This window comes from Bifidobacterium rousetti (assembly GCF_008698235.1).
GTDB lineage: Bacteria > Actinomycetota > Actinomycetes > Actinomycetales > Bifidobacteriaceae > Bifidobacterium > Bifidobacterium rousetti.
On record NZ_PEBH01000010.1, the window covers coordinates 39,274 to 50,799 of the forward strand.

The window sequence follows — 11,526 nt, forward strand, 5'->3', positions numbered from 1 at the left end:
CGCTGACACGCCGGCGCCGGCGCACCGGCGGCGGAACGAAGGAGGAACCGGAATCATGCCGAATCTGAAACAGGTCATCGACGTACTGGAGACGCTGTACCCGCTGCGGTACGCCGAACAGTGGGACGAACCGGGGCTCATCGTCGGTGACCTCGTCCGGCCGGTCACGCGCATCGCCTTCGCCGCCGACCCGACGTCGGCGGTCGTCGACGAGGCCATCGAGCGTGGCGCCGACCTGCTCGTCACCCATCATCCGCTGTTCTTCCGATCGGTGCATCAGGTCTCCGGGCTTGGGTTCCGCGGCGCCATCGTCGACAGGCTGTCACGCGCCGGTTGCGCGCTGTGGGTCGGACATACGAACGCCGACGCCGCATACCGTGGCGTCGCCCAGGCCGCCGCGGACGGGTTCGGGCTCGTCGACCAGCGTCCGCTCACGCCCGTCGACGACACGTCCTCCGCGCACGCGGTCGGCTTGGGCCGCGTGGGGCGTCTGAGCGAGCCGGTCAGCCTCGAGACGTTCGCGCGACGCGTGGCGGCCGCGCTGCCGGTCGACACCGCGCTCGGCGTGCAGGTGTGCGGCGACCCGGACACGCCGGTCTCCACCGTGGCAGTGCTGCCCGGCTCCGGCGACTCGCTGTTCGACGAGGTGCGCGCCGCCGGCGTCGACGTGTACGTGACCAGCGATCTGCGTCATCACCCCGTTACCGACGCGATCGAACAGGCCCGGTACGAGGCGGCGATGCGCGCGGACGGCATCGTGCTCGATCGCGGCGGGAAGCCCGGCGACGGGCAGGTGCGTCCCTGCTTCATCAACACGCCGCACTCCGCCATCGAATCGATGTGGTTGCGCTACGCCATCGAGGACGTCCCGGCCGCGATCGAACGCGAGTGCGGGGAACGCGTGGACGTCGACTGGCTCCGGCGCAACACGGATCCGTGGACGTTCGGCATATACGGAGGCCGCGTCTTCGCGCCGGAGCCCGCGAAGCCGGAATCAGTGGAATCGGCGGAATCGCCGGAATCGACCGATCGGAAGGCGGCATGACCGACATGACAGTCGCGACGAACACATCGACCGCGCTCGACGCCAGCTCCGACGGCATCGACATGAACACGCCCGCGACCGTGATCGACAGCCGCGAGGTGTACCGCGGCGCGATCTTCCATGTGGACGACATGACCATCGCCCTGACCACCAATTCCGGCGATCAGGTGCGCATCCGGCGGCAGGTGCTCCGACACGCGCCCTGCGTGGTCATGCTCGTGCACGACACGGCGACCGACCGTTACCTGATCGAACGCGAATACCGCGCGGGCAGCGGAATCTTCGCCTACGGCCTGCCCGCCGGGCTCATGGACGACGGCGAGACGGTCGAACAGGCGGCGCTGCGCGAGCTTGCCGAGGAGACCGGCATCGCACCCGCATCCCCGGACAGCATGCGCATCGACCACGTCGGCGACTACTACTCGTCCGAGGGCATGACCGACGAACTCGCCCACATCATGGTCGTCCATCTCGACTCGTGGACGCGTCGGGACACCCACTTCGACCCCGACGAGCACGTCGAATCCGCGTGGGTGGACTGGGACACCCTGACCGCCACACGCGTCACCGCCTCCAACTCGATCATCGCGATCCAGCACGAGGCCCTGCGTCGCCTGTCCACACGGACGGGGGCATAGGACAGGTAAAACGTCCAAAACGAACACCCACTGTTCATACAACACCACACATTCATTCGATTGGAGGTGCGATACTGGTGAGTATGCAGATACGACCGGGTTTAACCTATCCGCTCGGCGCCAGCTACGACGGCGCCGGAGTCAACTTCGCATTGTTCTCTCAGGTCGCCGACAGCGTCGAGCTGTGTCTCTTCGACGATGACGACCATGAGACGCGCATCCAGATGACCGAGCAGAACTCCTACATCTGGCACAACTACATTCCCGGCCTCCAGCCGGGACAGCGCTACGGCTTCCGCGTGCACGGACCGTACGACCCCAACCAGGGCCTGCGCTGCAACCCCTCCAAGCTGTTGCTCGATCCGTACGCCAAGGCCATCGAAGGCAACATTGACGGCGATGAAAGCCTGTTCTCCTACCGGTTCTCCTCGCCGGACAACCCGTACAACGTCAACACCCTCGACTCCGCGGCGCACACGATGAAGTCCATCGTCGTCAACCCGTACTTCGACTGGGGCAACGACCAGCACCCGCGCATCCCGTACCACGACTCCGTGATCTACGAGGCGCATGTGCGCGGCATGACCAACCTCAACAAGGACGTGCCGCCGGACATCCGCGGCACCTACGCGGGCCTCGCGTACCCGACGGTCATCGAATACCTGAAGAAGCTCGGCGTCACCGCCATCGAGCTCATGCCGATCCACCAGTTCGTCAACGACTCCTTCCTGCAGGAGAAGGGCCTGTCGAACTACTGGGGATACAACACCATCGGCTTCTTCGCCCCGCACAACGCCTACTCGTCCGCGGGCGAGCGCGGCCAGCAGGTCAACGAGTTCAAGTCCATGGTCAAGGCCTACCATCAGGCCGGCATGGAGGTCATCCTCGACGTGGTGTACAACCACACCGCCGAAGGCAACCACATGGGCCCGACCCTGAGCTTCAAGGGCATCGACAACCGTTCCTACTACCGTCTGGTCGACAACGACCAGCAGCACTACTTCGACACCACCGGAACCGGCAACTCGCTGCTCATGCGCTCGCCGCACGCCCTGCAGCTCATCACCGACTCCCTGCGCTACTGGGTGTCGGAGATGCACGTCGACGGCTTCCGCTTCGATCTGGCCGCGACCCTGGCCCGCCAGTTCCAGGAGGTCGACAAGCTCTCCGCGTTCTTCGACATCGTCGAGCAGGACCCGGTCATTAGCCGCGTCAAGCTCATCGCCGAACCGTGGGATCTCGGCTCCGGTGGTTACCAGGTGGGTGGATTCCCGTCCAGCTGGTCCGAATGGAACGGCCGCTACCGCGACACCGTGCGCGACTTCTGGCGCTCGCAGCCGTCCACGCTGCCCGAGTTCGCCTCGCGCCTCATGGGTTCGTCCGACCTGTACCAGATGAACGGCCGCCGACCGGTCGCCTCAGTGAACTTCATCACCGCGCACGACGGCTTCACGATGAACGATCTCGTGTCGTACAACGGCAAGCACAACGACGCCAACGGCGAGGGCAACCGCGACGGCGAGTCGAACAACCGCTCGTGGAACTGCGGCGTGGAAGGCCCCACCACCATCCCCGACGTCAACGAGCTGCGCCAGCGCCAGATCCGCAACATGTTCTCCACGCTGCTGATCAGCCAGGGCATCCCGATGATCTGCGGCGGTGACGAGGTCGAGCGCACCCAGCAAGGCAACAACAACGCCTACTGCCAGGACAATGAGATCTCGTGGACCGACTGGGATCTGGACTCCACGCGCGAGGACATGTTCGAGTTCGTCTCGAAGCTCATTCACCTGCGCCTCGATCACCCGGTGCTGCACCGGCGTCGCTTCTTCACCGGACGCGAGCCGGGGGAGGACACCGAGACGATCCCGCAGGTCGAATGGTTCGACCACACCGGCTCCATCATGGACATGGAGGACTGGCAGAACACGCACGCCTTCTCGATGATGGTGTACCTCAACGGTTCGGACATCCCCGAGCTGGACTACTACGGCAACCCGATGGTCGACAACGACTTCATCCTCATCTTCAACGCGCACTACGAGCCCATCCAGTTCACGTTGCCCGAGGAGCGTTACGGCCACAAGTGGAAGCTGATCGTCGACACGCACAACCCGAAGGGTCCGGTGCTGAACTACGAGGCCGGGTTCACGATCACCGCGCAATCCCGCAGCTTCATGCTGCTGATGAGCGCGGAGCGACCGAAGCAGCCGCGCAACTTCTGAAGCGTTTCTGTCTCCTGTCTCCTTCCTGTCCGCTGGCTGTCTCTCTGACGAGAGGCCGGCCAGCGGACAGTCGGGGCGAGGAGCGGAAGCACACTCCCGTTGGTCGGCCCCCTCTGACGAGGGGGCTGTCAGCGGCAGCTGACTGGGGGAGAGAAGTCGGCATCGAAATATCGGCGCGACACGCGGTTTGACGAATCGTCAAACTATGGGTAAAGTCTCCATCTGTTGTCTGATCGACACCTGCCCGGGTGGCGGAATGGTAGACGCGCTAGCTTGAGGTGCTAGTGCCTATTTTTAACGGGCGTACGGGTTCAAGTCCCGTCTCGGGCACGGATAACATGCGACTGAGGCCTCGTGGAAACACGAGGCCTTTTCGTATTTCTGTATCACTCCACTCCGTGCCTTGTCGTCCTGTATGTATGCCTGTACGGATGAGGGTCCGATGTGATGGATAGTCTGATGCTGTAGCGTTCGTTGCAGAACAAGGGAGTTGTCGTGGAACGTACCGTAAAGATCGGGGCGAGTGTCGAAGGGTCCTTTGACGCGGATCAGCTCACCGTGACCGTGACCATCGAGGAGAGTCTGGACACCAAGGAGGAGTGTTCCAAGGCGTACAACATCAACCTCGCCGCCGTTCGGGATGGGCTCGCGAAGGCGGGGGTGCCGGATTCCGACGTGTCCACCAGACGGTTCACGCTCCGGCCGCATACCGAACGCCTGTACTGCAAGAAGGGCAGGAACGACTACTACTACGCCAAAACCGTAGTCGAGGGATACGAATACTCCGGCGAGGTCGTCGTCACCACGTCGGAGTTGGACAAGGCCGCGCCGATCTGGCTGGCGTTGTCCGACTGCGGTTCCGCGGTCACCTTCGACATGGATTTCGGCATCGCCGACGAAACGCCGGCGCGCAACTCGCTGCTTGAATACGCCGTGCAGGAAGCCAGGAAGAACGCGGAGATACTCGCCAAGGCGTCCGATGCCGAACTCGGCCCCATCGCATCGATCGAGCACGACTTCAGCAGGGGCGGACGGGGATACCGAGATGATCGCATGTACGCGCCGACTGGATTCGCAGGTGTCCCCGATGAATCGGCAGCTCCGGAGTTCATCCCCGAACCCATCCGCATCTCATGCCGGGTGGATTGCATCTGGACGTTGCAGTGAACCAACCATCATGAAACCCCGGGGTCGGCGTATGCTCTGGCGTATATTCTGGCAGCCGCGGTTGTCTACTTCAGGTATTCGTTGCTGTCGAAGTAGCCGGCGATGTCGTTGCTGTCGGCAATGAGTGTTGGTGCGATGGCGAGCGTGTGGTGCGCATCTTCCGTGCCGCAGTACACCGTGTCATGCTCCAGAAGCCTGTTGTCGAAGAACATGCGCACGCCGTCCAGGAACAGCGGGCCGACCATGCCGACGTCGTACCCCGTGCGCTCCTTGACCAGCTCCGGTGAGGCCAGATGGATCTGGTGCAATCCCAGGGCGTGGCCGAGTTGGCGCCATTTCAGGTGCCCCGTGGCGGAAGCGACGACGGCGAACACGCCCTCCTTGGCCTCGACGATGTAGGTGGCCGCAGCCTTGGCGATGTCGAACACCTTCGCGCCGGACTCCAGGTCAATGATCGCGATTTCATGTTCTATGATTCGGGCCTGATCGGGATGCAGCTGCGCGAACTGCCTGATCTGTTCATAACTGGCCATATCGTGCCTCCGGTCAATGATATTTTTCTACTTGGGATGGTATTCCGGCGTCGCATGTCAATACAGCTGGTCGTGCGATCCGGTACGGGTCAGCACCAGTTGTAGCTCGTCGCGTTCGATGCGGTAGATGAGCAGCCAGTCTCCCTCGATGTGGATCTCCCGATACCCTTTCCAGTTGTTGACCAGCGCGTGATCGCGATATTTGGTCGATAGCAGCTCGCGGTCTTCTGTCATCAACGCCTCTACGGCGCGCCGCAGCTTGTCTTGGTCGTAATGCTTCTTCAGCAGTCCTTTGAAGTCCTTTTTGAACTGCGTGGTGCGGAAGACGGATCTAAGCATCCATCAGGTCCTTCATCAGATCGTCCACAGACGAGAACGCGGCACCTTCCCGGGCGTCGGCCTGACGACGGGCCTCCATGTTCAGCGGGTTCTCCCTCGTGGCGCGGAACGGCATACCGTTGTCGGTCAGAGACTGGCGCAGGAACATGTTCAATGCGGTTGATAGGTCCAGTCCCATCGACTCATACAGTTCCTTCGCCTGCCGCTTGACCTGCGGATCCGTGCGGAAAGTGATCGTCGCGGTATCGGCCATCGTAAGCTCCTCACCAAAGTAGTGCCAATGTATGAACATTGTAACACATTGGGAGGTGTCGGGGTGAGATCAGAATTGCTTGCGTCGCAGAATCTCGAGATAGTTTTTACGGAAGTCACGCCGGTCTTTGAACATCTTCCGGTCGGTAGCGGTCTCCTCGCCGGCATCGAATTTCATTGCCGTCAGTTCGATGGTGCACATCAGATCGGCGGCCTGTTCCAGACGGTAGTCCTTCGGCTGCGCATCACGATATACGACAGCCTCCTTGGACAGCGCATAGCCGATGGACGCTTTCAGCGCGTTCGATACGATTTGCTGCCCATTGTCGTAGTACACCTTGATTGTTCTGTATGACTGGAATTCGCTAAGATGCGATAAGAATGCCGGGGGAATACCCCCGGCGACTTGGAGCCTTGCCCTTACGGGACGAAGCGTCACCATTATGACAGAACCAGCTCTGACATGCAAGAGCCAGGATTCATGATGGCTATACTAATGGCGAATGCCCCGGAACGTCACTCATGCGAAACATCATGAAACACTGGTGCTTTTTCTTTCCAGCACATCTAATTGAGGCTAAGGTGTGCGGTCATTGTTACTGAGTGTTACCGCGCAGGGGGCACATATCAAGAAAAAAGCCCTGCTTTCCAAGCGGGAGTAGGGCTTTCGGTCGGGCCGGCGGGATTTGAACCTGCGACATCCTGTTAGGATCGGGGGTTCTTGGCTCGGGCCGCCGGTCTTGGCTCACCTTGAAACCGTTGGAATTATGCCGTTCTTGAGTTTTGAATTTCTTTGTTCAGACCACCCGGATTGGTAAGTCGTGACGGTCATTGTTAGCAAAATGTTAGCGTCCCAGACCATCGAAACAGCTTAAACACTCGGCGCGTCGAAACACTGCTCCAGATGCTCTGTTAGCATCACTGCCCTTCATGATGACGATCTTCTCCGAACGGGTGATTGAAGAGAACTTGACCCGCTCTCCCCATTCACCCTAATTGGAGCTGAATGCGGAATAATCGACCCGTCTCCAACGACTGTCGTTCAAGTGTGGCGGATATCGCCATGAACGGGACACCCGAAGTCAGCGCTCAGCCCAGCGCAGCCGAGCGTAGGCGAATGCGCAGATGAGCAGCAGGGCGGCCGCGATGAACACGGCGCGCAGGGAGCCGTCAAGCGAGGGTGTGAAGGTGGCGACCACACCGAACACGGCCACGCCGATCGCGCCACCGACCTGACGGAACGTGTTGAACACCGCGCTGGCGATACCCGCCTGCTTCTGCTCCACGCTCACCAGCACCAGTCCAGACAGTGCCGGCGTGACCAGTGCGCCGCCAAGGCCGACGACGCTCAGGGCGACGGCGATCACCCATGCGGGCATTGGAGCCGGCACCAGCACCGCGGCAAGGAACCCGACGGCCATGGCAATCAGTCCAATGGACACGGTGAACCGGGTGCCCATCGAGTTGATGACCTGCCCGCTGAACACGTTGGTGACCACCATGACCACCGCGGAGGGAATGAACACCAGCCCGGCGGCGAACGGGCTCATGCCCTGCTCGCTTTGCAGGAACAGGGTGGAGATGAAGACCATGCCGAACCAGTTGAAGATCATGATGAAGCCCACGATCAGCGAGATGAGCATGCCGTCGTTGCGGAACAGGTTCAGCGGCACCATCGGATGCCCGACCTTGGCTTGTGCGATCACGAACAGCACGAGTGCGGCGACGCCGACAGACAGCAGCGCGAGCGTCACCGGCGAGGAGATGCCCAGGGAACCGATTTCGATGACGCCGGCCACCAGCGAGGCGAGACCAATCAGCGCGAGCGTCTGGCCGAGCCAGTCGAACGAGATGGCACGGGTGGGCGATGGTGCAACCTTCGGTGCAAGAGCGAGCACAATCAGGCAGAACGGCACGTTGACCGCGAAAATCAGGCTCCAGTGGATTGGTGTGAGCAAACCGCCGAACAGTGGGCCGAACGCGGATGCCGAAGCCGAGCCGGCGCCCCACAGGCCGAGGGCGAACGCACGGCGGCGCGGATCGGGATTGGCCTCGTTAATCAAGGCCATCGACGCCGGCAGGATCAGGGCTGCGGCCACGCCCATCAGGCAACGGCCGACGATGAGCACCAGCATGGTCCACGCGAAGGTGCTCAGCAGGGATGCCGCTCCGAACAATGCCGTGCCGAAGAAGAACATGCGCTTGGCGCCGAACTTGTCAGACAGACTGCCGGCGAGCAGCAGCAGCGAGGCGAACAGCAGCGTGTACCCGTCGATCATCCACTGCTGCAACGCCATATTGCCGCCAAGGTCGGCGGTGATGGTCGGCAGTGCCACGTTGACAATCATGGTGTCCATACCGGTCAGGAAGAACGCCAGCGAAGTGGCGAAAGTGGTCAGCCCGGCGCTGTAGCGGGCCGAGCGACGCGATGCGCGACGGGTTTCACGCTCGAGGCTTTCGTCTTCGCACACAAGGCCGAGGGCTGCGGATTCGTTGATTGATGTCATACTCACCTATATCCCATTGGTTTACATGTTTCCGTTTGGTTATTGCAGTAGCTATGGTATTCTTCAAGACATCAGTAAAACAGCGGTTTATAAATGCTTATGGTTTACATCCTATAAACCTTTGGTTTATGGAGGTCGCAATGTACGACAGAAGACTGGACGCGGTGATCGCCGCCGCGCAGACCGGCAGCTTCGCCAAGACCGGCCATCGCCTGCATATTTCCACGCCGGCGGTGGCCAAACAGGTCAATACGTTCGAAAGGGAATACGGTCTGACGCTGTTCGACCGATCGCGCAGCGGCGTGCAACTCACCAAAGCCGGCCGAGAGTTCGTCGAGGACGCGCGGATGATTGTGCGCCAATGCGAGGAGATCCTGCGCCGTGCGCAACAACGCGGCACCGACGGCATCGCCACCGTTCGTCTTGGCGTTTCCATCCTGCGCCCCGGCCGCCGTATCCTCGACCTATGGCAACGCGACGCCGGCAAGCACACCGACATCCGCCTGGAACTGGTGTCGATGCCCGACGACTCCGAAGCCATCAACGACATCATCACCCATCTTGGCGAAAACATCGACCTGATCTCCACGGCGTTCGACACCGGCTATTGGAACGACACATGCAGCACCGTCGCCCTCGATTCCGAGCCACTGTGCGTGGCCGTGCCACGCAACCACACGCTGGCGAGACGCGCACGACTCACATTGAAAGACCTCGAAGGCACGCGCATCCGCATCCTCAAGCGCCATCGCGGCGCCAACGACACGGCTCGGGACTTGTTGGAACAATGCCCTGCCATCGATCTGATCGACATCGACCGCTACGACCTTGACACGTTCAACGACTGCGCCGAATCCGGCGACCTGCTCATCTCCAAACCGATGTGGGCCGGCATTCACCCACAGCTCGTCAACGTAGCCGTGGACTGGCCCGAACCGGTCATCATGCACTACGGGCTGCTCTATCCGCTCGATGCCACCCCGGCAATTCGCACGTTTATCTCCCGCATCGCCGCACTATCCGGCCTTACTGGCGAACCCCGTGCACTACCTCATTCATGATCCTTGGGCCTTTGTCTTCCGGCTCCTGGCTTGCGGGATTGGTGACATCCGCCGTCTACTCGATAGACCGTGGCTCGTGTTCGAGCACGAGTTTCATCTTGCTGTTGTCCATCAGCCACGAGTACAGGTTCCGGTCCAGAATCATCGCCAGATCGAAACAGGCCCGCACCGCGTCCGCCAGTGTGATGCGCCGGTTCTCGCCCGGCAGCGGGACGCCGTTGACGAGCGGCTCGTGGTGGGCGACCCGGTTGCGCAGGGCATGCACGGTCTTGACAATTCTCCAGCAGATTGCGCCAGAACCCGAACGTCAACGCCGCGACGAGATGGCCATGCGTGTGCCATTTCTTCTGCTGGATGGTGAGATGGCCCCATGCCTCACGGATCTGACGCTGAGTACGGTCGTCGAAACGCAGCCCCGCCCATGTACCAGTCCTCGGTGCCGGCCTGCTCCAAGGCGATGAGGGACAGCTGCCGATCCATGTGGTTGCGCAAGGCGACTTCAAGGATGGCGATGTCGCCCATGCACGCGCTGGCCATGTCATGATCCCACAGGTACAGTCGCAAAGCCGGGCATGAACGTCTCCGTGCTTCGGAGTCATGGGATGAGAGCCGTTGGTGGCGGCGATGGCGACGACGCCGAGCAGGACGCTGACGCCGAGGCTGGTCGGGCCCACGTAGTCGGCGGGGGATGTACTTCTTGAACGCCTGTACGAGTGCGGGCGCGACGAGGGCGACGATGCCGGCCGCGAGGGGCAAGATCCAGACATCTTCGGCCGGAATCCGTCAGGCGTTGTCTCTGACGATGGTGACCACGTCCCTGTTGACTTCTCGGATGCGGGGGTCCGCGAGCATCTCGTCGGTGGTCATCCACCGACAGTCCTTGGAATCCACGTGGAACCGGTCGGTCTTCCACGCATCGGGCATGCGCGTGATGTCCGCGCGGTAGAGCGTGTAGTGGTAGACGCGGGTCTCCTCGTGCTCGGTGGAATACTTTTCCCTCGTCGCTCCAGTTACACGGGTAAGGGTGAAGTCATCCCTCGGGATGTCGAAGCCGTTGGACAGGTAGTCGGTCAGCATTCTGACATTTTCCGACTCAAGCTCATTGGTCGCACGGTTCGGAAAGAAATCGCAATCCCAGCCGGTATCATGGTACAAGAGGTACTTGTTGCCGTTACTGATGGCAATCAGACTGCTGTATTTCTCCGTTCCTGCCATGTGCTCCAACTCCTGGTACATTTTCTCGGCGGTATAGCCATTCTTCCAAGCCATGATAGTGGATTTCGCCGAGTATACCGTGACCGCTGTTGCCATTATGGTGAGTACCACGGTTAGCCACAGCCATAGCAGCTGTGTGGTCACAGCGGCTAATATGAGGAATATGCCTTCCACAGTGGCGATTGTGGTTGATGCCTTCGTTCCTCGTCCTATGTTCATGCGATGGCTCTGAAGGTATTTTGCAAACGTTCGGAATCGATCTTCAGCAACATATGATCATGATACGTGCCATGCCGGTGCGTCTTTGTCTATTTGACACAGCACACTGAAAGCGCAATGACCATGCGATTCGATTCTCGTGGAGTGATGATGGCTTGCCCGCTGTCCCTTGGTCGGGACAGCGGGATTTGAACCCGCGACATCCTGTTTGGGCGGGCGTTTGATTGGCTTGTCCGACTGGATTTGACTGGGCTGAATATCGTTGGAATCAAGCCGATTCTGGATTTTGGGAAGTTTGGTTGATCGGACTGGGATTGGTTCATCG

At 60.9% G+C, this 11,526-nt stretch carries 12 protein-coding genes, 1 tRNA gene and 1 pseudogene; 6 read left to right on the plus strand and 8 right to left on the minus strand.

Going from position 1 to position 11,526, the window contains the following annotated elements:
- Window positions 1–55: 55 nt before the first annotated feature.
- The 5 genes from CSQ85_RS10245 to CSQ85_RS10265 all read left to right on the plus strand — a co-directional run bounded on the left by CSQ85_RS10245 (window position 56) and on the right by CSQ85_RS10265 (window position 5,075).
- Window positions 56–1,045 (plus strand): Nif3-like dinuclear metal center hexameric protein, encoded by a 990-nt coding sequence (locus tag CSQ85_RS10245; protein WP_150383966.1) that lies wholly within the window; start codon window positions 56–58, stop codon window positions 1,043–1,045.
- 5 nt (window positions 1,046–1,050) lie between these two features.
- A complete protein-coding gene (locus tag CSQ85_RS10250; protein WP_150384027.1) occupies window positions 1,051–1,683 on the plus strand; it encodes an NUDIX hydrolase in 633 nt (210 codons plus the stop codon).
- Window positions 1,684–1,766: 83 nt separating this feature from the next.
- Entirely contained in the window at window positions 1,767–3,908 is a 2,142-nt protein-coding gene (glgX, locus tag CSQ85_RS10255; protein ID WP_150383967.1) for a glycogen debranching protein GlgX, read from the plus strand.
- 242 nt (window positions 3,909–4,150) lie between these two features.
- Window positions 4,151–4,238 (plus strand) — tRNA-Leu (locus CSQ85_RS10260).
- Between the two features lie 165 nt (window positions 4,239–4,403).
- A complete protein-coding gene (locus tag CSQ85_RS10265) occupies window positions 4,404–5,075 on the plus strand; it encodes an SIMPL domain-containing protein (RefSeq protein WP_190973008.1) in 672 nt (223 codons plus the stop codon).
- 65 nt (window positions 5,076–5,140) lie between these two features.
- Here the strand turns inward: CSQ85_RS10265 and CSQ85_RS10270 are convergent, their stop codons facing one another.
- The 5 genes and pseudogenes from CSQ85_RS10270 to CSQ85_RS10290 form a co-directional block, all read right to left on the minus strand.
- On the minus strand, window positions 5,141–5,608 hold the full coding sequence (locus CSQ85_RS10270) for an aminoacyl-tRNA deacylase (protein ID WP_150383969.1): 468 nt from the start codon (window positions 5,606–5,608) through the stop codon (window positions 5,141–5,143).
- A gap of 57 nt (window positions 5,609–5,665) precedes the next feature.
- On the minus strand, window positions 5,666–5,947 hold the full coding sequence (locus CSQ85_RS10275; protein WP_150383970.1) for a type II toxin-antitoxin system RelE/ParE family toxin: 282 nt from the start codon (window positions 5,945–5,947) through the stop codon (window positions 5,666–5,668).
- Window positions 5,940–6,200 (minus strand): type II toxin-antitoxin system RelB/DinJ family antitoxin, encoded by a 261-nt coding sequence (locus CSQ85_RS10280; RefSeq protein ID WP_150383971.1) that lies wholly within the window; start codon window positions 6,198–6,200, stop codon window positions 5,940–5,942. The genes CSQ85_RS10275 and CSQ85_RS10280 overlap by 8 nt, the downstream gene beginning before the upstream one ends.
- A 69-nt stretch (window positions 6,201–6,269) precedes the next feature.
- A pseudogene (locus CSQ85_RS10285) lies at window positions 6,270–6,578 on the minus strand (DUF3800 domain-containing protein); the annotation flags it as partial.
- A gap of 703 nt (window positions 6,579–7,281) precedes the next feature.
- Window positions 7,282–8,706, minus strand: a complete 1,425-nt coding sequence (locus CSQ85_RS10290; RefSeq protein ID WP_150383972.1) for an MFS transporter — start codon at window positions 8,704–8,706, stop codon at window positions 7,282–7,284.
- A gap of 128 nt (window positions 8,707–8,834) precedes the next feature.
- Between CSQ85_RS10290 and CSQ85_RS10295 the strand changes: the two genes are divergently transcribed.
- Window positions 8,835–9,767, plus strand: a complete 933-nt coding sequence (locus tag CSQ85_RS10295; protein WP_223846938.1) for a LysR family transcriptional regulator — start codon at window positions 8,835–8,837, stop codon at window positions 9,765–9,767.
- Between the two features lie 55 nt (window positions 9,768–9,822).
- Here the strand turns inward: CSQ85_RS10295 and CSQ85_RS10300 are convergent, their stop codons facing one another.
- From CSQ85_RS10300 to CSQ85_RS10310, 3 genes are all read right to left on the minus strand, one after another.
- A complete protein-coding gene (locus CSQ85_RS10300) occupies window positions 9,823–10,032 on the minus strand; it encodes a hypothetical protein (protein WP_150383973.1) in 210 nt (69 codons plus the stop codon).
- A gap of 110 nt (window positions 10,033–10,142) precedes the next feature.
- On the minus strand, window positions 10,143–10,289 hold the full coding sequence (locus CSQ85_RS13185; protein WP_190973009.1) for a hypothetical protein: 147 nt from the start codon (window positions 10,287–10,289) through the stop codon (window positions 10,143–10,145).
- A gap of 261 nt (window positions 10,290–10,550) precedes the next feature.
- The gene (locus tag CSQ85_RS10310; protein WP_223846939.1) at window positions 10,551–11,201 is read right to left on the minus strand and encodes a DUF1206 domain-containing protein; all 651 of its coding nucleotides are present in this window, start codon (window positions 11,199–11,201) and stop codon (window positions 10,551–10,553) included.
- Window positions 11,202–11,526 lie beyond the last annotated feature (325 nt).

Excerpts from the sequence above, each read along its gene's own strand:
- CSQ85_RS10310 (WP_223846939.1), bottom strand. The coding sequence starts at position 11,201 with ATGAACATAGGACGAGGAACGAAGGCATCAACCACAATCGCCACTGTG.
- CSQ85_RS10280 (WP_150383971.1), bottom strand. The coding sequence starts at position 6,200 with ATGGCCGATACCGCGACGATCACTTTCCGCACGGATCCGCAGGTCAAG.
- CSQ85_RS13185 (WP_190973009.1), bottom strand. The coding sequence starts at position 10,289 with ATGGGCGACATCGCCATCCTTGAAGTCGCCTTGCGCAACCACATGGAT.
- CSQ85_RS10275 (WP_150383970.1), bottom strand. The coding sequence starts at position 5,947 with ATGCTTAGATCCGTCTTCCGCACCACGCAGTTCAAAAAGGACTTCAAA.
- CSQ85_RS10290 (WP_150383972.1), bottom strand. The coding sequence starts at position 8,706 with ATGACATCAATCAACGAATCCGCAGCCCTCGGCCTTGTGTGCGAAGAC.
- CSQ85_RS10250 (WP_150384027.1), top strand. The coding sequence starts at position 1,051 with ATGACAGTCGCGACGAACACATCGACCGCGCTCGACGCCAGCTCCGAC.
- CSQ85_RS10295 (WP_223846938.1), top strand. The coding sequence starts at position 8,835 with ATGGAGGTCGCAATGTACGACAGAAGACTGGACGCGGTGATCGCCGCC.
- glgX (WP_150383967.1), top strand. The coding sequence starts at position 1,767 with ATGCAGATACGACCGGGTTTAACCTATCCGCTCGGCGCCAGCTACGAC.
- CSQ85_RS10245 (WP_150383966.1), top strand. The coding sequence starts at position 56 with ATGCCGAATCTGAAACAGGTCATCGACGTACTGGAGACGCTGTACCCG.
- CSQ85_RS10270 (WP_150383969.1), bottom strand. The coding sequence starts at position 5,608 with ATGGCCAGTTATGAACAGATCAGGCAGTTCGCGCAGCTGCATCCCGAT.